Genomic DNA, 22511 nt, shown 5'->3' with positions numbered 1-22511 from the left:
ACTTACACGTAAGGAACCATCGAAATATCACCATCATGATAATAAAATGAAATTCTACTCACCGGATCTTTAATAAATTTGGTGTATCTGCCGATAACTATTTTAGAGCCACCATAAATCATCTTGAGAATATCTACACGAGCCCTACTCGTATCCTCAAGTGCCTTTTCGATTTCAAAGATTCGTGTCTTTGTTTCATCATTAAGACGCATGGCTGATTTCTGTGTGGCTGTCAGTTTAATTCGCATGGACATTTTATCAGGACTTAATTGCCCTGCTGCTGCCAGCTGATCCAATAGAGTCAGAGCTTTCTTGGTTTTATCCAATGAATCCATCTGTTCTCGAATGACTTTACGAAGATCGTTCAATTCATTACGCAGTCTAGGCAGAACACCAACTTCAATGGAAGTTACGGTAGACATACCATTACCCACAATACGTGCTGATACTTTTTCACCAGCTTGAATAGAACCACCAACAATAAGTCCTTTTGTCCCAGCACAGATTACTTCTCTGCCTGCACGAATATTAGAATGCATAATACTTTGTGAAACGAGGACGTCTTCACCAGCATCAACATTGCCTTCTTGAATAAAGCTACATTTAACGTTATGTTCAGCATGTACAAGCCCTTTGTTATATCCGATAATTCCACCCGTGATTTCAACCGAACCGCCTGCTTCTAACTCAGCGCCTTCGACACCACCAACAACTCGGATATCACCTGCGGCTTTTACTTTAAAGCCTGTCAGAACATTCCCGCGTATAACTACTGTACCGACAAAATCAATGTTTCCGACGTTATAATCCACATCACCATTGATCTCATATACAGGAAATACATTTAGTTTATTGCCTTCTGTTTTGGTAACCAACCCATCCAGTGCGGCATACATTGCAGTTCCATCTGGGTTAACAACTACATTTTTCCCGACTTTAAAACGTGCTTCCTTACCTGGGCGAAAAGGGATTTCAACATCCGTTACTGCCTACCTACTATGCCATCCATAGGAGGAATTCGTTCTGCAATAATCTGACCTGCTCGAACATTATTAAGGCGTGTCACTTCTTTGTAATCCACCGTACCATCTTCCGATTCCTGTGGTCGACGCTCATTGGAATCATCCATGCCTACGAGTACCTTGATGTATCCATCTTCTCCTGCTACAGCAGCAATGCCCTCGGCAATCTTACACTGACTATTGAGATAGGTTTCCGGATGACTTGCGAATGAAAGCAAGGCATCTCGTAAAATACCATACTTGATCCCTTTACTATCAATATATTGCTCGAGTTCATCTAAAGTGCAGGTAAAGCCCTCTTCCATTTTGGAAATTTCAAGGTAGGCCATGCTTTTATCTTCCGATAAAATAATGCTCAAGCATTGTTCCAAAGCAATCCGCTGTGTCAATGCAGTTCTTCCTCCTTTTAGACTTTCCACTCCCTATAATCCAGCCATAATTCTCTCTATTAATCTTACGTAGTAATAGATCCTTCTGTTTATCCAGCGTTCCTCTAAGTCTTAATATCGCCTTGGAGTGAAGCTGAGAAATTCGTGATGGAGACAAGGACATAACCTCTGCAATCTCGCTAAGAGACAGGTCTTCATAATACAAAAGAGAAACGACCGTCCGCTCTTTTACAGTCAGCTTCTCAAGACCCTGTACCAAGGCTTCTTTTAAATAAAACTCATTGACTTTATAATCAGGATTTTTCGCCTTTTCGTCAATCATTAAAGAGAGACGTGTCTCGGATTCTTCTTCTCGAATAGGGTCTTCAAGTGAGCAAAGTGACATCACGGCCACCTCCTGAAGCATGTGCTGGAAATCCTTTGTTGACACATCTAGGTAAGCACTCATTTCTTCATCACTTACAGATCTTAGATACGATTGTTCCAGTTGCTGATATGCGTCTTCAATGCGCTTAGCTTTCTCTCTCACGGAACGTGGAACCCAGTCCCCTTGTCTTAATCCGTCGAGTATCGCACCCCGAACACGCCACGAAGCATATGTTTCAAACTGGAGCCCTCGTTCATAATCGAACTTTTCCAACGCATCAATTAAACCCATAACACCATTGCTCTCCAAATCATCTTTCGGAACGTTTTTGGGCAAACCGACTGCCAGTCGTCCAGATACATAATTGACAATATGAAGATATTTCTCGATTAAGTTTTTCTTAGCTTCAAGATCTCCATGTTCCTTCCACTTTTCCCACAGATCTGCATGGTTCAAATGTGAAGCTTTACGCTCGTTCAATTGATTTCACCCTCCTTATTTGTCTGTCAGGTGACGAACGGCCTGCGCCAATTCTTCCGGCTCTTTGGTCCGAACGAGTTTAGGCGGATCCAATGGGGCAAATCCCGTTGGAGCTTTCGTCTCAGATGGCGGAAGATCTTCCTCGGAGGAGGCGTTCTGTCCATTTTTGAGCAAATCGTTGAGCTCTTGACCATCATCTTCGAGTTTAATGTCCACCTGTGAACCTCTTAATTCTTGACCGTTTAGGGGATCGTAATCGAATCCCTTGCTATCTAAGGATGGAGTCAGCAGCAATCCCAATCCCCAGCGTAGAGCGTAAGCAAGGGCAAACCAGGCTACAAATCCGATTAACCCGCGAATTAAACTGGTCATCAACACATTGCTGCTGTAAGCTACAAAAAAAGTCAGAATAAATCCGACTATGCCTGCTCCAAGATTAATGCGGTAGTTTCCTATCATATTGGTTATAGTTCCTTTACACCCATTTGTACACTTCTAATAGTCAAAAGTCCAGTCTCACAGTCCATTTCAATAGTTCGTCCATAGTTGCCGCCCGTATCTTCAGCCAGTAGAGGAATACCGAGCTTCTGTAACCATTCCCGACAAGAATCAGCATTTCGCGGTCCAATCCGCATCGTGTCACCAGCTCCCGAAAAAGCAAACATCTGTGACCCTCCTGCCATTTTGGACACAATTCGTGACTGAGAAGCGCCGAGCTTAACCATCTTCTCCAATAACTCGGGCAATGCCGTATCCGCATATTTGGCTCTATTCAAATTCCCCTCGCGGGCAATATCTGAAGTAGGGAGCATGACATGCGCCATTCCAGCCAGCTTCAATTGTGGGTCATACATTGTTAAGCCCACACATGAACCAAGGCCAGTCGTACGGATTATGCCAGGAAGATGAGCAATATTCAAATCCGCCATACCGACTTTAACGACGCTTTTATCTTCAATCATGATCTAGCGGCACCCCTAATGATTCGAATATCTTAGCAAATGATGTCGGATCGGGAATGAGGAAGAACTGACCTTCCACTTCATCTTGTCCTTCAAAGAACGAAGTGTCAATTAGCAATGCAGCATCGCCCATTTCACCAAATTGCAGTAAACCATAACTCAGAATAGCACCTGCCATATCAATGGCAAGTCCTGGAACCGTTGGATACATGGACAGTTTCGTAAAATCTGCAAGTGAAGATAGATAAGACCCAGCCAGTATGTTTCCAATCTCAGACAGAGCAGATTGTTCCATATCCGTGAAGTCAAACCCTTCCCTCAAGTCAAAACCAGCAAGACGATTAAGCAACATCTTAGCCGCTTCAGGTGTCATCATAAAAAACAGATTACCTGGTGCTTCCCCTTCGACACGTAAGAAAACAGTAACGACGATTCGTTCATCCCGCCCACTTTTTCGGAAACTTCTTCAAAGGGAAGCATTTGTACCGTTGGAACGCCCATGTCAATCGGTCTATTAAGGAGCTGGGACAACGCCGTTGCGGCGTTGCCTGCTCCTATGTTACCGACCTCTTTGAGCACATCCATCTGGAATCCCTCAAATCGGTTGAACATTTCCACGGAGTTATCCCTCAACACTTTCCAGCTGAACGACTTCGCTTTTATTTAAGACTTCGTGCAGGTTAAGCATGATTAGCAAACGTTCATTCTCAAGCTTCGCCACACCACGGAGATATCTAGCTTTAACGCCACCAACCACTTCAGGTGGGCTATCAATTGAACTGCTTTTGATATCAATGACATCGTTGGCAGCGTCAACGATAAAGCCTACTTGCATATCGCCTACACCTACAATGACAATACGTGTTTGATCGGTATATTCAGTTTCCGGCAATGAGAAGCGACCACGCAAATCAATGACAGGAATAACAACCCCGCGTAGATTGATAACCCCTTTTACAAAAGAGAATGTTTTAGGGACACGCGTGATTGGCATCATGCGTTCAATCGTTTGAACTCTCTCAACTTCGATGCCGTACTCCTCAGAGCCTAATTTAAAGACGATAACTTTCAACTCTTCTTCCATGTAAAAAACCTCCCTATTAAATGTAGAGCTTAAACGTAATTGGTTTATTTGATGAATGCGTTAGGATCAACAATCAGAGCTACTTGTCCATCTCCAAGAATCGTTGCTCCTGAAATGCCTTCAATCGCAGGGAGATAAGTTCCCATCGATTTGAGGACAATCTCGCTTTGTCCAATGAATTCCTCTACAGATACGGCTGCAAGTCGATCTCCTTTGCGGATAACAACAATTTCCGTTTCTTTCTCATCTGCATCATTGAAGTCTGGTACAGAGAACACTTCATTTAATGAGAGATATGGAATCAATGACTCGCGGAACGTAATCATTTTATTACCATGGATATTGCGAACTTGCTCACGCTGCACAATCGCTGTCTCTACAATTGAAGACAGTGGAATGGCATATTTCTCTGAACCCACTCGTACAAGCATGGCTGCAATAATGGACAGGGTCAATGGAAGTTGAACTGAGAAGTTCGTTCCTTTTCCCGGTGTAGAGTGAATGGTTACATTACCGCCAAGTGAAGTGATTTTTGATTTAACAACATCCAAACCAACTCCACGTCCGGAAATATCGGAGATCACATCAGCTGTACTGAAACCCGGTGCAAATAACAATTGATTAACTTCATCGTCACTCATTTTCGCACCTTGCTCCTCTGTAACAACACCTCTGGAAATTGCTGTTTTCAACAACTTCTCACGATAGATCCCCTTACCATCATCTTCAATCTCAATGAAGACATGGTTACCACTATGGAATGCACGCAGGTTAACGGTTCCCATCTCTGGTTTGCCTGCCGCTACACGCTCTGAAATCGACTCAACACCATGGTCAACCGCATTACGCAGCAAGTGAACCAACGGATCGCCAATCTCATCAATAACGGTACGATCCAATTCTGTTTCGGCTCCAGTAATCACTAGATCAATTTTCTTGTCTAGTGTTTTTGCTAAATCGCGAATCATACGAGGGAAACGGTTGAACACGGTGTCTACAGGAACCATCCGCAGCTTCAGGACAATATTTTGCAAATCTGTGCTGACTCTGCTCAAGTGAGCTACCGTATCCGACAGATCATTATTCCCCGTCTCGCTAGCTAGTTGTTCTAGTCGTGACCGATCGATCAACAACTCACTGAACAGATTCATGAGTACATCAAGTCGTTCAATATCTACACGAATCGTACGTGAAGGAGCTGCCGCTTGCTTAGGTGCCGCTGCTTTAGTTTCGGCAGGCTTCACTTCTGCTTTAGGAGGAGCTTCTTTGGCTTGAGATGCCGCAATTGCATCGTTTACAGCAACGACTTCAGCTTCGGCAGCAACGGCTGCCTGGTTCGTCATCTGCTGCAGCGTTTCTTGATCCAGCTGAATCACTTTTGCACTTTCAATTTCGGAAATACTTAAAATTCCTTGTTCAAGTTCCTGCGCTTCTTTGGTTGTTATGTAATATAACGAGAAATTGCGCTCAAACTTCTCTTGTTCAATATCCTGAACGGATGGGAATGCTTTTACAACCTCACCGGAGCGTTCTAGCAGATCAAATACCATGTAAGCACGTACGCCTTTTAACTGGCTGTGCTCACTTACCAGTACTTCAATGTAGAATACGCGGTGTCCTTCTGCAATGGATTGATCTAGTACCGAATATTGGAACTCGTCCAGTTGCACTGCAGTTAAGGTTTCTGGAGCCGTCGTTTTATCCGCAGCTGCCGCCGGAGCGTCGCCTCCAGTCCATTCGCCACTTTCAATCGCTTGAAGTGAAGTAACGATTGAGGAAACATCCGCTTTACCTTCTCCGCCATTTGTAATATCCTGAACCATTGTTTCGAGCGCATCCAAACTTTTAAATAGGGTGTCAAAGATGAAATCTTGCATTTTCAGCTTCTCATTACGCACCATATCTAACACATTCTCCATCTTGTGTGTCAGTGATGCCAAATCTTCAAATCCCATTGTTGCAGCCATACCCTTAAGGGTATGAGCTGAGCGGAATATAACCTGAACGATTCCTAAATCCTCCGGGTTACCTTCGAGTTGTAGCATGTTTTCATTAAGCGACTGCAGATGATCATTAGACTCATCAATAAACATGGATAAATATTGGTTCATGTCCATTGTGAGGCACCTCCTCCATGAGTTTCACTCCATTTATTTCACAGCTTGAACAAGTTTTGGCGCAATCTCCTGCAATGGCAGGAGATGCCGCACGCATTGCAGCTCTACAGCAGAACGCGGCATTCCATATACAACACATGTTTCTTCATTCTCGGCAAACGTTGAAGTGACACCTGATTCGTATAATTTCTTCATCATGCGAGCTCCGTCACTTCCCATCCCAGTCAATAAGACCAAATGACGCTGCAGCGATGTGTGTGGCAAAAGAGATTCAAACATCGTATCGACTGATGGTCTATGGCCATTAACCGGATGTTCCTCTGTAAGCTTCAGAATGAACTTGCCATCCGACGTTCTGTTTACTTTGATATGATATCCGCCAGGAGCAATATAGGCTGTTCCTTTTTTCAGAATCATTCCTTCTTCGGCTTCTACCACATGAAGTGGGCTGAACGTATTTAATCGCTGGGCAAGTGATCTGGTGAAATTGGGCGGCATGTGCTGCACAATGACCACAGGAGCCGGCAGATCAGCAGGCAACTGCTCTAGCAACGTTTTAAGAGCCCTTGGTCCACCTGTTGAGCACCCAATCGCTACAAGCTTATTGAATCCAACCTCCAGGGACGACACACCTCGTTGCGTAGGGGCTACTCTGCTCTCAGGAGTATTCCCGGAGGCAGACGTAGCGGCTACCTGGTCGGCAGCCACACGTTGAATACGTGCGGATCGGATTTCCTTGGGCGGAGCTGCGGGCTTGCTTGGTCTCAACTCTTTAATTTCTTTAGGTTCAAGCTTGCGATCAGAACTTTTTGAAACCTCTGTCTTTTGATCCACACGTGCTGGCTTTTGATTCAACAGCGGCGGTGTGTTCTTAGGTACAACTTTGGACTGAACAGAGGGAGTTTGTTCACTGCTCGCTCGTTTTTCAAGTTTTGCAGGCTCTATCTTTTTCTGGTCAAGCTCCCTACGCGATGGCACAGCAGCTACATCCCGCTGTATTCGCTGAGATTGATTCATCAGGTTACCCTGAGCCTCCTCTTTTTTCTGCAGGGACGCCTCTCGGTTCGCTTTTCGTTCAACTTCATTCATAGCCGCTCTCATACGCTCAACCAATGCTTTCCCTACCTGGGCAATGTCTTGATCATGTGATATGGATGGCTTACGAATGAAATCAAATGCCCCAGCCTCCAGAGCCATAATGGTCTCTTTCATGCCTTGTTCATTAATACCCGATAACATAATAACTGGAACATACGACTGCTTCATGATACCTTGCAATGCGTCAAGGCCATTCATCTCGGGCATCTCGACATCCATAGTTATAATATCGGGCTTTACATCCAATGCTTTTTGAATAGCTTCTTTTCCATTTGCTGCTGTTGCCGCCACCTTGAATTCCGAATCCGCTTCAATTAAATCTGAAACAATCTTACGCATAAAAGCGGAATCATCGACAACCAATACTTGATACACCGCCATGTTGTTCACCCCTGTTTCCTTTTTTCAAGAATCATGTTGTCTTCTTAAGCCACTTTCTCATAAATCCCCTGATTCCTGTCAAGGTTTCGGATCCGGTTGTAGCAGGTACAGCCAAATAACGAAGAGCAAGTCGCGTTATGTCTCTTGTTGCCTTGGTATTTGGGAATGCTAGGCTAAAAGGCACCTGCCTCTTTACAGCCTTTACCACCTGGATATCTTCTGAGATGTACCCTAGAAGTGGGATATCCGTCTGCAAAAAACGCTTTGCTACTCCAGCTATTTTCTCTGCCACTCGCTGCGCCTCTTGTTCGTCTTCCACCCGGTTAACGATCATTCGAAATGGTGTAGCATTTTCCTGGCCATGCATAACTTTGACTAAAGCATAAGCATCGGTTATTGAGGTCGGTTCAGGTGTGGTTACGATTAAGCATTCATCAGCAGCACCAATAAATTTCATATTCTCTCTTGAGAGACCTGCTCCGGTATCAAAGATTACGTAATCCATTTCCTGGGCAATCTCTTCTACTTGTTGTGCAAAAAATTCAAGATCTCGGTCTGACAATGAAAACAACTCTTTCATTCCCGAACCACCTGCGATATAAGGCAGGCCACCTGCACCAAGCTGGATAATTTCCTGAATGGACTTCTGCCGATACAGCAAATGATACAAATTATAAGGAGAAGAAGTTCCCATCAATACATCAATATTAGCCATCCCTATATCTGCATCAAAAACGAGTACTTTCCTTCCTAAGGATTGCAAGGCCAGAGCAAAATTCAAAGTAAAATTTGATTTTCCAACTCCACCTTTTCCACTGGCAATGGTAATGATTTTGGAGGAACGTTTCGCCCAATCGACTCCGTTTATACCATCTCGGGAAGGAACCATGCTTCTGAGTGAGGCTGCCTGGTCTTTCATTGTGCACGCTCTCCCAACAATTGTTTTGTGAGAGTGCTCGCCTCAGGCTTCAGCAGATCATCAGGAACATTTTGTCCATTCGTGACATATGCGAGTTTGAGTGGAAACTGATATAACAGGTTGAACATGGATCCACAACTGCCTGTTTCGTCCATCTTCGTGAAAATCACTTTGTCCAGACCATACTTACTAAAGTGTTCTGTGATCTGAACCATATCTGTACTTTTGGATGTCATACTCATAACCAAAAAGGTTTCACTGTTCTCAACGGGAGCCAATAGGCTTTGTAACTCGGAAACTAGTAACTCATTTCTATAGTTTCTTCCGGCAGTGTCCATAAAGATCAGATCACATTCCTGTAGCCGAGATATAGCTCGCTGAGTATCACCCGGAGACTGCACCACTTCAAGTGGAACATTTAAGATAGAAGCATACGTTCTAAGCTGCTCTACTGCCGAGATCCGGTAAGTGTCGGAAGTGATGAATCCAACTTTACGATGGTTCTTGAACATCTGCTCAGCAGCCAGCTTGGCAATGGTGGTTGTTTTACCAACCCCCGTTGGTCCAGCTACATACACGATTCGAGTGGTAGAAAGAATACCTTCAGCGATACGATCTTTCAAGAACTGCGTTATCACTTGTTCCATGGCCTCATAACTGTTTTCTTCCTTTAACTCGTCCTCAGTGATTTTCCGCTGAACAGCTTCAAACCAAGATTCCGATACATTTGGCCAAACTTCTTGCTCGTTCAGACGATCTCTTACGAGGCGCAGTTGTTCTGGTAGATTCTCTTCCGCGACTCCTAATCTGGATATCTTGGACATCATCTGTTTCAGATCTTGCAGTTCAGACATTAGTTGTTGCTGATCTAAGGTATTGCTCTTCTGTATAGAGGGAGAGCTTGAACCCGAAAAATCCGCCCCTTCCGGTCGCGGTTTATAATCGAGGTTCAAATCAGATTTGCTCTTATCTGTGTTTGAATCCAGCTGACTCGATTCAAACACAGGATTAGCATCCGCACGTTCTTCAGTTAACGAATGATCGGTTGATTTAGCAACTGGCGAATCTGAAGCCTTATCAAATGTACGGGCTGTTTGACGGTAGGCTTCAGGAACAAAAGCACGCGGTACAGGTGCAAACTGAGGTTGAGCTTGCTTCTTCGTTTCTTTTTTCTCTGCCTTATCAACTGCAGCTACAACTTCAATCTTCTTTTTACGGAACATACCGAGGACCCCGCCTACCTTGATCTCTTTGGTAGACAAGATAACGGCATCACTTCCCAAGTCTTTACGAATTTGAAGCATCGCTTCGGGCATGGTCTCAACAACGTATTGTTTTACTCTCATAAGTTCACCACCCCGACACTTTGGATTTCAACATTCGGTTCCAACTCGCTATAGGAAAGCACTGGTATGTCCTGCATAGTACGCTCAATGACTTGGCGCAAGTACATCCGAATGGTTGGAGATGTTAATACAACTGGTTGCTGACCAGATTGAATCAATCGATTCACCTGTTCTGTCAACTTTTGATAGACACTCTGTGTAGACACTGGATCTAATGCAAGATAGCTACCTTGCTCTGACTGTTGTACAGACTCAGCAATTTTTTTCTCTAAGCCAGGACCAACCGTGATTACTCTAAGTGTCTCACCTTTCTGTGAGAACTGCTGCGTAATCTGACGTGAGAGCGATTGTCTTACATACTCGGTTAGCACGTCTGGATCTTTGGTATACGTACCATAGTCAGCTAGTGTCTCAAAGATGGTAACCATGTCTCGTATGGATATTTTCTCACGCAATAGTTTGGCTAGTACCTTTTGAACATCACCAATCGCTAGAACAGAAGGAATCAATTCATCCACAAGAGCGGCATAATTTTCTCTGAGGTTATCCACAAGCGCTTTTGTTTCTTGTCTTCCAAGTAATTCATGTGCGTGTTTCTTAATCAATTCAGTTAGATGCGTTGCTACAACCGAAGGCGGATCTACAACGGTATAACCAGCAAGTTCTGCTCTATCTTTGGTCAGCTCGTCAATCCACAAAGCTGGAAGTCCAAAGGCAGGCTCTGTCGTCTCAATACCGGTTACCGATTCTTCTTCATACCCTGGACTCATCGCCAAGTAATGATTCAGAAGCAGTTCTCCACCACCAACAACATTACCTTTGATTTTGATTACATATTCATTAGGTCTTAATTGAATGTTGTCTCGAATACGAATGACAGGAACTACTAGACCCAGTTCAAGCGCACACTGTCTACGAATCATAATAATTCGATCCAACAAGTCACCACCTTGCTGGTTATCAGCAAGAGGGATCAATCCATATCCAAATTCGAACTCGATCGGATCCACTTGAAGAAGGTTAATCACACTTTCAGGGCTTCGAACTTCTTCGATCTGTTGCTCCTCCTCCAACTGCTCTTCAGCCACTTGTTTGGATTTCAGCGTATTCTGCATCCTCCAGGCGGTAAAAGCAAGTAAAGCGGCTAAAGGTAGCGTAGTAATAACATGAATTGGTGTGAAGAACCCCAGCATAGCAATGACAAAAGCTACAATATAAATGAGCGTCGGGTATGTAAATAATTGCCCCGTAATATCATCTGCAAGATTTCCTTCTGATGACGCTCGTGTAACAATCAGACCGGCAGCCGTTGAGATCAGAAGCGCAGGAATCTGACTTACCAGACCATCCCCGATGGTCAACACCGAGTAAGTAGAAAGCGCATCTGCAAAAGCCATTCCGTGTACTGTCATTCCGATAATAAATCCGCCAATGAGATTGATAATGAGGATAATGATACTCGCAATCGCATCCCCTTTAACGAATTTACTTGCTCCATCCATCGCTCCGTAAAAGTCTGCTTCTCGCTCAATCTTAGTACGACGTTCACGGGCTTGCTGCTCGTTGATCAGACCTGCATTCAAATCCGCATCAATACTCATTTGTTTACCAGGCATCGCATCGAGAGTAAAACGAGCTGCAACCTCAGCTACACGCTCAGACCCCTTCGTGATAACGATAAACTGAACAACAACGAGAATCAGGAACACGATAAACCCTATCGCAATCTGTCCACCCGCAATCCAACTACCGAAAGTCGCTACGACCGATCCGGCATCCCCTTCACCAAGGATCAATTTGGTTGTTGAAATGTTCAACGCTAGTCGGAACAAAGTTGTAATCAACAACATCGCCGGGAAGATTGAAAATTGGAGTGCTTCTTTGCTGTTCATAGCAACGAGCAAAATCATGAGCGCAATTGAAATGTTGATAACGAGTAGCATGTCCAACAACCAGGTTGGGATCGGGAGAATCATCATCAATACGATGCCGATAATACCCGCAAGGACAGCAATATCTTTAGTCTTCAATGAATGTACGGCCTCCGATCCCCTTTTATTTCGTTCTGCCCTTTAATTTATATACATAAGCCAGCACTTCGGCTACCGCTTGAAACAAATCAGCAGGTATGGCGTCTCCAATCTCAGCTCTCTGGAACAACGCCCGTGCCAGCGGCTTGTTTTCCATCGTAATGACGCCGTTTTCTTTAGCTATTTCTCTTATACGCAAGGCGACATAGTCTTGACCTTTGGCAATGATCTGAGGTGCCTCCATCTCTGACCCTTCATACTTCAGCGCTACCGCAAAGTGGGTTGGGTTTGTGATGATTACGTCAGCATTCGGAACTTCCTGCATCATGCGCTGCATAGCCATACGACGCTGGCGCTCTCGAATTTTACCCTTGATCAGTGGGTCACCTTCCATTTTTTGTACTCATCCTTGATGTCTTGTTTAGACATCCGAATGTTTTTCTCATAATCATATTTCTGATACATGTAGTCGAAAATCGCAAGAATCATAAGAGCTACTGCAATTTTGACGCCTAAACTTAATGTAATGGAAGCTGCAAAATGTAAAATAGCATCCACCGAAAAATGTGAGAGTGAAGCAATGTCTGATTGGTAACTGATAATTGTGCTGTACACGAGATAACCAATAATCGACATCTTTAATACGGATTTGGCGAATTCTACTACTGAACGCAATGAAAAAATATTTTTGAATCCTTTGATGGGATCAAGCTTTTCTAGCTTTGGCTTAAGCCCTTCTCCTACAAGTAAAAACCCAACTTGCATATAGTTTACAATCAGAGCGATAAGAGCAACTCCCAGCAACACAGGAGCAAGTAACAGCATAACTTCGATGCCATAACGCATCATGAGTGCCATTACATTCTCACCAGTGATCTGCATGCTTAGCCGGTTGATAAAAATATCCGTGAAAAGCCGAACCATTCGTTCCTTATAAAAGTCACTAAAAAACATAAAGATCAAAAAGGTGAACAGGAGAATCGAAGCACCGGAGATCTCCATACTTTTGACGACCTGTCCCTTTTTGCGCGTTTCCTGCCTCTTATTCGGTGTCGCCTTTTCGGTCTTTTCTCCTGCAAACAATTGGAGGTCGAGTTGATATTTCATTTGGGTCTTGTCCTCCATTTCACTCAGCCCGGCCTTTGTCCAATGGTCCCAAGCAATTTTTCCATGGATCTGAACATTACTTCGAACAATTGACTAAATACAAAGGAAAAACTCGGAACCAGTAAAAGCAAAATAGCAATCCCGACAAGTACCTTAAGCGGCATACCAACAGCAAATACGTTGAATTGAGGAGCCGTTTTGGCTAGAAACCCTAATCCTACGTCTGTCAAGAATAGAGCAACGACAATCGGTGCAGACATCTGAAAAGCAAGCATAAATGTCTCACCTAACGTTCGTACTAAAAATTCTGCTATACTTCCATCTGCCAAACGAATAAAAAATGCATTGGATAGCGGTATCCATCGATAACTGTATACGATAGCGTCTAGCAAGTAATGATGACCATTCATCGTCAAAAATAGTAGCATGGCAAAAGCGTACTTGAAGTTACCTGTAAGTGGTGCTGAAGCACCAGTCATTGGATCATAGACGTTCGCCATGGCAAAACCAATCTGAAAATCGATAAACGCTCCTGCGGTCTGAACAGCAGTCATAATAAGATACGCTACGAAACCCAGCAGCAGGCCAATCAGAATTTCCCTAATGATCAGCAAAATGTAGCTTAGATCTGTAGGAACCTCTTGATTAATGCCATACACCAAGTACACGGTTAACGTGACAAATGCTGAAATTCCAATTTTAAACGTATTAGGCACATTTCGAGCTGAAAAGACGGGTGCTGTTACAAAAAATGATGCAATTCGACAAAACATAAGCAGAGCGACAGGAAAACTTTGCAACAATGTCTCCATCTGCAAAAGCCTAACCTATATATCTGTATAAATTATCGAGTATGTTGTACGTGAAATCGACCAATATATTCAATATCCATGGCCCAAACAATAGTACTGCCAGTAATACGGCAACAATTTTTGGCACAAAAGCCAGAGTCTGTTCCTGGATCTGCGTTGTCGCTTGAAATATACTGATCATAAGTCCTACAACCAGAGCAAGTATAAGCATGGGTGCGCTGGCCAACAGTGCTGTATAAACTGCTTTCCCGGCCAGACCGATAATAAACTCCGAAGTCATGACCGTCCTCCTTTACTATTCCGGCTCAAGTATTAAAACTCAGCAACAGTGACTTCACTACCAGATACCATCCATCCACAAGGACAAATAATAGTATTTTGAAAGGTAATGAGATCATAACCGGCGGAAGCATCATCATCCCCATTGCCATCAGTGTGCTTGCTACGACGATGTCTATGACCAGAAATGGAATAAAAATCATAAATCCCATCTGGAACGCTGTCTTTAATTCACTGATTGCATATGCCGGCACCATAACAGTGAGCGGTATATCTTGATACGAACTAGGCTGTTCGGTTTGATTGTATTTCATAAAAAGCAATAGGTCCTTCTCCCTAGTGTGGGAGAACATAAATTTCTTTATAGGATCTGCTGCCTTTTCCAATGCCTCGGTTTGCGTAATTTCTCCTTGAATATAGGGCTGAAGTGCTACCTGATTAATCGAAGACAATGTCGGTGACATGATGAATAATGTCAAGAAGAGCGCTAACCCGACAAGCACCTGATTGGGTGGCATTTGCTGTGTCCCCAAGGAAGTTCGCACAAAACCGAGAACGATAACAATTCGGGTAAAACTGGTCATGAGTACCAGTAATGCCGGTGCGATACTCAGTACCGTAATTAATAGGATGAGCGATAATGAGCTTGTGCTTGGTGCTCCTCCATCCCCATTTCCGATTTGAATATCAATATTCGGTATCGGTTCGGCAAAGGCGACTGTTACGGACGCCAGGCTGATCAGCCCCATCAAACAACATGCTAGCCAAATCTTTTTCTTCATGAATCCCTCGACCGATCTGTAGTATTGTCTTCTTCTTTCAGGAGCTTCTCCATCTTCTCTTTTCGGTTAGGCATCTGCCGAAGTTTGGATTCAAACAATTCGTGAAAAGAGGTTGTATCCTCTAGCTCCATTTCCCGCGGTGGTTCTTCTTTGCGGAAACGAGTAGCGAGCTTGTTGATGAGAGGCGAGAGGCTTCCGTTTGATGAAGAAGCTTCTCGTTCAAACGAATCGATGATTCGCTGTGCCTCATCCAGATCAGAAATTTTATCTACAAGTTGGATATTCTCACCTACACCAAGCAGATAAACGTTACCGCCAATTTCAATAATCTGTAGTGATTTGTTAGGCCCAAGCCCAACTCCGCCTAAAATCCGGACTGTACCGTTACGAAACCACTGCTGATTTCGTTTGTTGAGAAAACGAATCAAGTAGACGATAAGGGCTAGGATGACGGCCAGGACAACAATCACCCAAACAAGCTGCAAATAATAATTGGTACCCGCTAATGGAATTTCATCCTGAGCCATCATCATATCTCTTACACGCCCAGTGTTTTGCTGATCGCTTCGATAACGCGGTCGGACTGGAATGGCTTAACGATGAAATCTTTGGCTCCCGCTTGAATTGCATCGATTACCATTGCTTGTTGCCCCATTGCAGAGCACATAATCACTTTGGCATTGCCATCAATTTTTTTGATTTCTTTCAGAGCCGCGATTCCATCCATCTCAGGCATGGTAATATCCATCGTGATCAGATCAGGACGAAGTTCCTTAAATTTCTCAATTGCTTGTGCTCCATCCTGAGCCTCGCCAACGACCTCATATCCGTTTTTGGACAAAATGTCCCGGATCATCATTCTCATAAATGCAGCGTCGTCCACGACTAAAATTCGGTTTGCCATCTTGATTCAAGTCCTCCCTAAATTGTGCTTATTGTAATTTCTGAATTCGGTCCCATTGGCTTACGATATCTATAACACGAACACCAAAGTTTTCGTCGATAACGACAACTTCTCCCTTGGCGATCAGCTTGTTATTAACCAAAATATCGACAGGTTCGCCGGCTAGTTTATCGAGCTCGACAATTGAACCTTGTGATAGTTCCAATATATCCTTAATTTGCTTTTGGGTCCTTCCTAATTCTACGGTGACTTTAAGGGGAATGTCCATCAATAAATTCAAATTGTTTTCATCGACCTGACTGTAAGCGCCATTTTGCAAATTAGCAAACTGTACAGGCTGTACGTTTACATTCCTATTCGGCACACCGCCGTAATGCTGTGGTTCACCATAATGCGGCTGTGGTGGCATAGCATATGGTTGCTGTGGTGGCATTCCATACGGTTGCTGTGGCGGCATTCCCTGAGGCATCCCTTGCGGCATCCCCATTGGTGCTTGTCCATAACTGTTATAATCCTGCACTGGCGGCTGCGCCGCCTGCTGTGGTGGCATCTGCTGCTGTGCTGGAGGTTGTGATGGAGCTACCGGTGCCGGTGCCGCTGCCTGAGGTTCTGGCGTCTGTACAGGCTCTGGTGCCGCTGGAGCAGGTGTATTCGCTGTAGACTCCTGTGCGCCTCCAATCAGCAATTCAACCATGTGCTTCGCGAAATGAACGGGAAGCAATTGCATCAGATTGGAATCAATCAGATCACCGATCAACAACCGGAAGGATACTTGAATAAGTGTTTCGTCTTCCGGAAGGTTGCTTACCCCTTCACCACTTTCCATGTTGAGAATATCAATCCCTGGAGGAGAGATATTTACGAAACGATTAAATATCGTAGACATGGATGTAGCAGAAGAGCCCATCATCTGATTCATGGCTTCTTGCACAGCACTGATGTGGATTTCATTCAATTCCTCATCCGCAGGATTGCCCTCGCCCCAAGCATCAAGTCAGCAATCACTTGAGCATCGCGTTTTTTGATGACGAGCGAGTTGATTCCTTCAAATCCATCGACATAATTCACATGGACGGCAACATGAGGTTTAGGGAACGCATCTTCAAACTGTGATCGGCTAATTGCCGAAACCTTAGGTGTTGTAATATCCACTTTGAGTCCTAATAAGGTGGACAAAGCGGTTGCTGCACTACCAAATGTAATATTACCAATTTCGCCCAGAGCATCTTGCTCCAGCTCGGTTAAGAAATCGTCAACCGTCTTCTCCGCTGGTTCAGAGCTGTTGATCGATTCAGATTGCCTGAGCAAAGCATCGATCTCGTCCTGGGATAAATAATCCTTACTCGTCAAATTCTTCAACTCCTTCGGTGACAATCTCGTCTATTTGTATAGCCACACGATCTTTAATCGTTCCCGGACTACCCATATACTTCAGCCTGTCGCCAACTTTAATGGATAAGCCTTCCTCAACCGGTTTGTTTAACGTAATCACGTCACCAACCGACAGACCCAAAAACTCTGAAATGGAAATTTTGGACTCTCCGAGTTCGGCAACCACTGGCAATTTAGCCTTATTGACACGTTCCCTAAGAGCTTCATATTCCTCTGGGGCTCTGGTCTTTTTCTCAGAAACAAACCATTGGTGCGTAGACAGACGTGACATAATGGGTTCAAGAACGACATGCGGGATACACAAATTGATCATGCCTGTTGTGTCACCGATTTTAGTGCTCAGTGAGATCAGCGCAATCGTTTCATTGGGTGATACAATTTGCATGAATTGTGGATTAGTCTCCAACGCTTCCAATTTGGGTGAGATATCCAGCACCGTTTTCCATGCTTCCTGCAAGCTTTCAAACGCCCGGCTAAAAATCCGCTCCATAATGGTTGTCTCAATTTCAGTCATTGAGGCTATTTTGGCTGGTGCACTGCCCGTTCCACCAAGCAACCGATCCAGCATTGCATAACCAACGTTAGGATGTACCTCCATGACCATTCGACCCTGCAAAGGCTCGGCTTCAAAAATGTTTAATATGGTCATTTTTGGTATCGAACGGATAAATTCATCATAAGGCAATTGTTCAACCTGAACGACATTGATCTGAACGAACGTCCGCAGTTGGGCTGAAAAATAAGTGGTGAGAAAGCGTGCAAAGTTTTCGTGAATCCGGGTCAAACTTCGAATATGATCCTTTGAAAAGCGCACTGCCCGCTTAAAATCGTAAGATCTAATTTTCTTCTGAGTTTCTTCCTTTTTCAATTCCTCAGCATCCATCTCACCTGAGGAAAGTGCTGCTAATAGGGCATCAATCTCATTTTGTGATAATACATCCACCATGTTCTCACCCCCTTACAGGTTTACAGCGTGTTCTGTTCATATTACATAGATACCAATAAGAAATCAGTAAAGCTAGTACTGCTGAGCTTTGGTTCTGGTAAGGCATTATTAATTAATTCTGTAAGCTTTGTGTTGAACTCAGAACGGCCTTTTGCTGTTTTTAATTCTTCTGGTTGTGTATCTGCTAGAGTCTGAATAATAATCGGTTTCACCGTAATTTCTTTGATTTTCTCAAAATCTTCTTTTGATTTAGCATCTGCTAGCTCAAAGGATAACTTCGCTTGTAAAATGTGATTGGTATCTGCTAGATTCGTTTTTATGTCTGTAATTTCTGATGTTACTTCGACAATCTCATCTGCAGTCTTCTTCTTCTCTACTACAGCAGCAGACTTATGTGCATCAGCATTGTTCCCGTTCTGAGTTTGCATAAATACAAACACAACCACCGCAATGAGTGTTATAGCAAGCAGGCTCATTGCAATCCAGGGCATCATCTTTTTCATCAGGATTCCTCCGTTTGTTGCACTTTGATGGTGGCCGCCTGAACCCCAATTTCACGGTTGTATTCTTTAATTTTGGAAATGACTTCATCCGCCTTTTCCAGCACAATGAGTCTCTTTCCTGTGACAAGAGTTATATACGTATCTGGCGTCTCTTCAACAATTTCCACCATCAGCGCATTCAACCACATGGGAGAACCATTTAACCGCGTCACCGAAATCATGCTAAGCCCCCTTATTCAGCGTGGGGGAACATACTCCCACACACAATTAAAAAACTACTAAACCGTTATTAACGTTTCAGGTTAACAACTTCTTGAAGCACTTCATCCGATGTGGTAATGATTCTTGAGTTAGCTTGGAATCCACGTTGAGCTACAATCATCTCTGTAAATTCACCAGTCAAGTCCACGTTAGACATTTCAAGCTGACCAGCGATAATCGCACCTGTTCCATCTTCGGCACTGTTAGCTGTCAGGGGCTCAAGTGCACCATCAGGATTCGCATTGGCCGTCATACGGTACAAGTTGCCTCCGATTTTCTCCAAGCCTTCTGGATTGACTACCTTACCGATACCAAGCTGTGCACCAGCCTCAATCGTGCCATCAGCCATCGTCTGATTGATCGTGCCATCTTGACCAATCGTGAAGGACACGACATCATCTCCAAGGGTAATGTTAGCACCACCATTATCCAGTACAAACAATCCATCAGATGTCAACAGGTTACGTGCAGCATCAATGTGGAAATCACCAGCACGAGTCAAATAAGGAACCTCTTGATCCTCACTGAGGCGTACCAAGAAGAATCCATCCCCGTTAATCCGCAAATCTGTAGGATTGTTCGTTGTCATCGGGCTACCTGCCAAGTGCAACGTATCAATTGAACCAATCGATACCCCGAGTCCGATTTGTTTCGCGTTCACACCACCAGTTGCATCTCCTGGAGCAGTTACCCCAGCTGTTGTTTGGCTCATAATATCTTTGAACATGACGCGGCTACCTTTAAAACCAACCGTATTCACGTTCGCAATATTATTACCGATAACATCTAGCTTTGTTTGAAAACCCCGCATCCCGGAAACGCCTGAGTACATTGATTTCAACATTTTAGAAAAGCCTCCCAGCCATAATTTGGTTTACCGCATCAATCGGTCAGCGGCATTCCGGCTCCCGAGAAGGGCCAGCCGGTTAAGAAATAATGACAGCACTATCAATTTGAGTGAATACGTTGTTCTTCATACTTTCACTATCCATGGCAGTTACGACGGTGCGATTTTTGACGTTCACGATAAAGGCAAGATCCTGCATTAAAATCAGAGACTCTTTCGCTCCTTTGGCAGCAGCTTTGTCTAGCGCTGTACCAATTTGCTGCATTTGCTCACTTTTCAGTTCAATGCCACGTTGTTCCAATCTCTTGGCAGCGTGATTGCTTAACTTTAGAAGATTATCTTCCAAAACCTGAGCAAAGGGGCGCTCCGGAGTTGTGGATAATTCCGCTTGCTTGGATCGACTCAGCAAATTTGGTGTATTTATCCCTGTGTATAACTGTCCAACCGTTATGCGATCACTCATAACAAGTTCTCACTGTCATCCGCCCGCTCGGTTGCTTCTGGATTAACTGGGCTTTCGTTTGTGTCTGTTACGTTATCCGTAGTGTTTTGAACCTGAGGTTCACTTTGCTGCGGCTGATTCAGATCACTTGATTCCGGTTCCTTCGGATTGGTTACCTGAATAATCTCATCCAATTTGATTTCGTCATTGCCCACTTTAGCGTACTGTACACCATCACGAACAACGATTGAATCTACAATGCCCTGACGAAGCGTTCCGTTATCTGCTTTATTAGAAGAAAGCCAACTGATCTCTCGACCAATCATGCCAGACACAGCACCCAGGGATTGGTTCAAAGTCTTCAGTTGTGATGAAATGTTAACCAATTGTTCGACCGAACTGAACTGCGCCATCTGAGCGATAAACTCTTTATCCTCCATCGGCTGCATCGGATCTTGGTTCTGAAGCTGAGTAATCAAAATTTTGAGAAACTGATCCTTCCCTAACTCCTTTGTAGCAGCACTTGTCGTTGCTTTGTTCGCTGCCGAGTAGTTTGGCCAGGTATTGTTGGTTGAAACGATTTCATTAGCCATATATTCACCTCATTTCTATTAAGCTTCTGCTGTAAATGAATCCCGTTTAAGCTCTTGACCCTCTACTTGCTCGCTGCGCCAGTTACGCAATTCTTCCTGGATCCCTGCTGTTGTTATAGCATCATCAGATTGCTCTTCACGTTCACGCGAACGACGTTGCTGCTGGGAGTTACTTCCTGGCTGACGTCCACCATCCTGATACATTTGAGATCCCAGTGAGCTGTTCTGTGTAACTTCAAGTCGTTCTACTTGAATCCCTTGGGCTTGAAGTGAACTACGTAGTTGCATCATCTGTTGTTCAAGCATATCTCTCGCCATGGTATGTTCTGTCATAAAACGAGCAACCAATTGTCCGTTCTGTAACGTGATCTGAACATCCAACTTACCTAAATGCTCCGGACGAAGTGAAATCGTCGCTTCAGAGAATCCATTCTTCTGAACGATATCCAACTTGTTCACAACGAACTGCGTCATTTCCTTAGCAAACTGTGAAGCTTGCATAACAGGCTCCGCAGGTTTAGCTGCAGAAGTACCCGAAGTACGCATAGATAACTCACCAGCTGTAATTACAGTGGAATGATCCAACTCTACATCTGTGCTTGCCGTTACAGAAGAATTCGTTCCTGTCTCCATCGTAGCCTGAGTACCCTTACCTGCTGCTGACGCAATAAGGAGCTGAGAGATCACTGCATCTTGCTTATTCAGTGCTTGGCCTGTACTCGCTTGAGTGACTTGTACATTCTGATCCTTTATGGCTACTAACGTATCCACAATAGATTTAAGATCTGCCCAGCCCTTACTACTGCTTAAATCCACACCTGAGTTCTGTAAATGATTCTGTAGATTCTGCAGGAGATTCTTAAACTCACTTGTGTTTTTATTAAGAGTACCATCAGGGTTAACTAGGTTTGTCGCCATTTGTGTAAGAGCATCCTGCAACACAAAACGAGCTACTGTCGGATGTTCCGTCAGGTTAATAGCTGGTACAGCTTTCAATGCCTCTGGAGCGACATCTGTATCTGTTGTCCCACTCTCTTGCTCTGTACCATCGGTGATCTGAGCGTACATCTGCTGAATGAGAATCTGTAGTTCGGCAAGAAGTGACGGGTCTTGCTCAATAGCTTCATCTAAAGGTTCCAAGTCGCTGAATAAAGAATTCAGTATGTCCGTTAACGAGCTTTGCTCATCTTCCTCACTAGATGCTAATGCAACTACGAGTGGATTAACACTTAACATCCCTGATGCTGCCGCATTGCTTCCTTCTGTAGTTCCACCATTCAAGGATGCTGCGAGGGTTTGCATAAATTCTCCCCCTGGTGCCGTAGTAGCTCCCTTTGCTTGGGTTCCTGTCGTTGAATTTGTTGCAGTCGCTTTCGCTGAGGATGCTGTAGTCATCTGATATACGATCGACATATGTTCTCACCTCCTTTCAAATGTTCGGAAACATG

Annotated in this window: 20 protein-coding genes and 5 pseudogenes; all 25 read right to left on the bottom strand. The window is 44.1% G+C overall.

The features are described 5' to 3' along the window. Positions 1-2: 2 nt before the first annotated feature. Positions 3-1411: pseudogene (locus tag DMB88_RS11250) on the bottom strand (DUF342 domain-containing protein). 64 nt (positions 1412-1475) lie between these two features. After that, a pseudogene (locus DMB88_RS11245) lies at positions 1476-2258 on the bottom strand (FliA/WhiG family RNA polymerase sigma factor); the annotation flags it as partial. A gap of 15 nt (positions 2259-2273) precedes the next feature. Then, complete coding sequence (locus tag DMB88_RS11240; RefSeq protein ID WP_128101416.1) at positions 2274-2717, bottom strand: hypothetical protein; 444 nt, start codon at positions 2715-2717, stop codon at positions 2274-2276. 5 nt (positions 2718-2722) lie between these two features. Continuing rightward, positions 2723-3220, bottom strand: a complete 498-nt coding sequence (locus DMB88_RS11235; protein ID WP_128101415.1) for a chemotaxis protein CheD — start codon at positions 3218-3220, stop codon at positions 2723-2725. After that, a pseudogene (locus DMB88_RS11230) lies at positions 3213-3832 on the bottom strand (chemotaxis protein CheC). The gene DMB88_RS11235 and the pseudogene DMB88_RS11230 overlap by 8 nt, the downstream one beginning before the upstream one ends. 10 nt (positions 3833-3842) lie before the next feature. Then, a complete protein-coding gene (locus DMB88_RS11225) occupies positions 3843-4304 on the bottom strand; it encodes a chemotaxis protein CheW (protein ID WP_056700626.1) in 462 nt (153 codons plus the stop codon). A gap of 44 nt (positions 4305-4348) precedes the next feature. Beyond that, on the bottom strand, positions 4349-6421 hold the full coding sequence (locus tag DMB88_RS11220; protein WP_128101414.1) for a chemotaxis protein CheA: 2073 nt from the start codon (positions 6419-6421) through the stop codon (positions 4349-4351). Between the two features lie 33 nt (positions 6422-6454). After that, a complete protein-coding gene (locus tag DMB88_RS11215) occupies positions 6455-7900 on the bottom strand; it encodes a protein-glutamate methylesterase/protein-glutamine glutaminase (RefSeq protein ID WP_128101413.1) in 1446 nt (481 codons plus the stop codon). Between the two features lie 31 nt (positions 7901-7931). Beyond that, positions 7932-8819, bottom strand: coding sequence for a MinD/ParA family protein (locus DMB88_RS11210; RefSeq protein ID WP_128101412.1), 888 nt, complete (start codon positions 8817-8819; stop codon positions 7932-7934). After that, on the bottom strand, positions 8816-10165 hold the full coding sequence (flhF, locus tag DMB88_RS11205; RefSeq protein ID WP_128101411.1) for a flagellar biosynthesis GTPase FlhF: 1350 nt from the start codon (positions 10163-10165) through the stop codon (positions 8816-8818). Before flhF ends, DMB88_RS11210 begins: the two co-directional genes overlap by 4 nt. Next, a complete protein-coding gene (flhA, locus tag DMB88_RS11200; protein WP_128101410.1) occupies positions 10162-12195 on the bottom strand; it encodes a flagellar biosynthesis protein FlhA in 2034 nt (677 codons plus the stop codon). The genes flhF and flhA overlap by 4 nt, the downstream gene beginning before the upstream one ends. A 25-nt stretch (positions 12196-12220) precedes the next feature. Continuing rightward, a pseudogene (gene flhB / locus DMB88_RS11195) lies at positions 12221-13302 on the bottom strand (flagellar biosynthesis protein FlhB). A 23-nt stretch (positions 13303-13325) separates the two neighbouring features. Beyond that, positions 13326-14114, bottom strand: a complete 789-nt coding sequence (gene fliR, locus DMB88_RS11190; protein WP_128101409.1) for a flagellar biosynthetic protein FliR — start codon at positions 14112-14114, stop codon at positions 13326-13328. Positions 14115-14124: 10 nt separating this feature from the next. Then, on the bottom strand, positions 14125-14394 hold the full coding sequence (gene fliQ / locus DMB88_RS11185; RefSeq protein WP_056700610.1) for a flagellar biosynthesis protein FliQ: 270 nt from the start codon (positions 14392-14394) through the stop codon (positions 14125-14127). Between the two features lie 25 nt (positions 14395-14419). Next, complete coding sequence (fliP, locus tag DMB88_RS11180; RefSeq protein ID WP_128101408.1) at positions 14420-15175, bottom strand: flagellar type III secretion system pore protein FliP; 756 nt, start codon at positions 15173-15175, stop codon at positions 14420-14422. Then, positions 15172-15702 (bottom strand): flagellar biosynthetic protein FliO, encoded by a 531-nt coding sequence (locus DMB88_RS11175; protein ID WP_128104408.1) that lies wholly within the window; start codon positions 15700-15702, stop codon positions 15172-15174. Before DMB88_RS11175 ends, fliP begins: the two co-directional genes overlap by 4 nt. 11 nt (positions 15703-15713) lie before the next feature. After that, on the bottom strand, positions 15714-16079 hold the full coding sequence (locus DMB88_RS11170; RefSeq protein WP_128101407.1) for a response regulator: 366 nt from the start codon (positions 16077-16079) through the stop codon (positions 15714-15716). A gap of 28 nt (positions 16080-16107) precedes the next feature. After that, positions 16108-17429 (bottom strand): annotated as a pseudogene (fliY, locus tag DMB88_RS11165) (flagellar motor switch phosphatase FliY). After that, positions 17419-18417: a flagellar motor switch protein FliM gene (fliM, locus tag DMB88_RS11160; protein WP_128101406.1), complete on the bottom strand. Its 999-nt coding sequence runs from the start codon at positions 18415-18417 to the stop codon at positions 17419-17421. The pseudogene fliY and the gene fliM overlap by 11 nt, the downstream one beginning before the upstream one ends. A gap of 41 nt (positions 18418-18458) precedes the next feature. Beyond that, positions 18459-18920 carry a flagellar basal body-associated FliL family protein gene (locus tag DMB88_RS11155; protein WP_128101405.1) on the bottom strand — a complete coding sequence of 154 codons (462 nt, stop codon included), beginning with the start codon at positions 18918-18920 and terminating at the stop codon, positions 18459-18461. Next, entirely contained in the window at positions 18920-19141 is a 222-nt protein-coding gene (locus DMB88_RS11150) for a flagellar FlbD family protein (protein ID WP_056700597.1), read from the bottom strand. The genes DMB88_RS11155 and DMB88_RS11150 overlap by 1 nt, the downstream gene beginning before the upstream one ends. A gap of 68 nt (positions 19142-19209) precedes the next feature. Beyond that, positions 19210-20025, bottom strand: a complete 816-nt coding sequence (gene flgG, locus DMB88_RS11145; RefSeq protein WP_128101404.1) for a flagellar basal body rod protein FlgG — start codon at positions 20023-20025, stop codon at positions 19210-19212. An 82-nt stretch (positions 20026-20107) separates the two neighbouring features. Then, complete coding sequence (locus DMB88_RS11140) at positions 20108-20491, bottom strand: TIGR02530 family flagellar biosynthesis protein (RefSeq protein ID WP_128101403.1); 384 nt, start codon at positions 20489-20491, stop codon at positions 20108-20110. Further along, the gene (locus tag DMB88_RS11135; protein ID WP_128101402.1) at positions 20488-21063 is read right to left on the bottom strand and encodes a flagellar hook capping FlgD N-terminal domain-containing protein; all 576 of its coding nucleotides are present in this window, start codon (positions 21061-21063) and stop codon (positions 20488-20490) included. The genes DMB88_RS11140 and DMB88_RS11135 overlap by 4 nt, the downstream gene beginning before the upstream one ends. 18 nt (positions 21064-21081) lie before the next feature. Beyond that, positions 21082-22476 carry a flagellar hook-length control protein FliK gene (locus DMB88_RS11130; protein WP_128101401.1) on the bottom strand — a complete coding sequence of 465 codons (1395 nt, stop codon included), beginning with the start codon at positions 22474-22476 and terminating at the stop codon, positions 21082-21084. Positions 22477-22511: the final 35 nt, after the last annotated feature.

The organism is Paenibacillus sp. DCT19 (genome assembly GCF_003268635.1).
Taxonomy (GTDB): Bacteria; Bacillota; Bacilli; order Paenibacillales; family Paenibacillaceae; genus Paenibacillus.
Note: the sequence above shows the minus strand (reverse complement) of the source record. Positions and strands in the feature narration are given on the sequence as shown.

Coding starts and splice junctions, on each gene's coding strand:
- DMB88_RS11240 (WP_128101416.1), bottom strand. CDS start 2,717: ATGATAGGAAACTACCGCATTAATCTTGGAGCAGGCATAGTCGGATTT.
- DMB88_RS11235 (WP_128101415.1), bottom strand. CDS start 3,220: ATGATTGAAGATAAAAGCGTCGTTAAAGTCGGTATGGCGGATTTGAAT.
- DMB88_RS11225 (WP_056700626.1), bottom strand. CDS start 4,304: ATGGAAGAAGAGTTGAAAGTTATCGTCTTTAAATTAGGCTCTGAGGAG.
- DMB88_RS11220 (WP_128101414.1), bottom strand. CDS start 6,421: ATGGACATGAACCAATATTTATCCATGTTTATTGATGAGTCTAATGAT.
- DMB88_RS11215 (WP_128101413.1), bottom strand. CDS start 7,900: ATGGCGGTGTATCAAGTATTGGTTGTCGATGATTCCGCTTTTATGCGT.
- DMB88_RS11210 (WP_128101412.1), bottom strand. CDS start 8,819: ATGAAAGACCAGGCAGCCTCACTCAGAAGCATGGTTCCTTCCCGAGAT.
- flhF (WP_128101411.1), bottom strand. CDS start 10,165: ATGAGAGTAAAACAATACGTTGTTGAGACCATGCCCGAAGCGATGCTT.
- fliR (WP_128101409.1), bottom strand. CDS start 14,114: ATGGAGACATTGTTGCAAAGTTTTCCTGTCGCTCTGCTTATGTTTTGT.
- fliQ (WP_056700610.1), bottom strand. CDS start 14,394: ATGACTTCGGAGTTTATTATCGGTCTGGCCGGGAAAGCAGTTTATACA.
- fliP (WP_128101408.1), bottom strand. CDS start 15,175: ATGAAGAAAAAGATTTGGCTAGCATGTTGTTTGATGGGGCTGATCAGC.
- DMB88_RS11175 (WP_128104408.1), bottom strand. CDS start 15,702: ATGGCTCAGGATGAAATTCCATTAGCGGGTACCAATTATTATTTGCAG.
- DMB88_RS11170 (WP_128101407.1), bottom strand. CDS start 16,079: ATGGCAAACCGAATTTTAGTCGTGGACGACGCTGCATTTATGAGAATG.
- fliM (WP_128101406.1), bottom strand. CDS start 18,417: ATGGTGGATGTATTATCACAAAATGAGATTGATGCCCTATTAGCAGCA.
- DMB88_RS11155 (WP_128101405.1), bottom strand. CDS start 18,920: ATGAAAAAGATGATGCCCTGGATTGCAATGAGCCTGCTTGCTATAACA.
- DMB88_RS11150 (WP_056700597.1), bottom strand. CDS start 19,141: ATGATTTCGGTGACGCGGTTAAATGGTTCTCCCATGTGGTTGAATGCG.
- flgG (WP_128101404.1), bottom strand. CDS start 20,025: ATGTTGAAATCAATGTACTCAGGCGTTTCCGGGATGCGGGGTTTTCAA.
- DMB88_RS11140 (WP_128101403.1), bottom strand. CDS start 20,491: ATGAGTGATCGCATAACGGTTGGACAGTTATACACAGGGATAAATACA.
- DMB88_RS11135 (WP_128101402.1), bottom strand. CDS start 21,063: ATGGCTAATGAAATCGTTTCAACCAACAATACCTGGCCAAACTACTCG.
- DMB88_RS11130 (WP_128101401.1), bottom strand. CDS start 22,476: ATGTCGATCGTATATCAGATGACTACAGCATCCTCAGCGAAAGCGACT.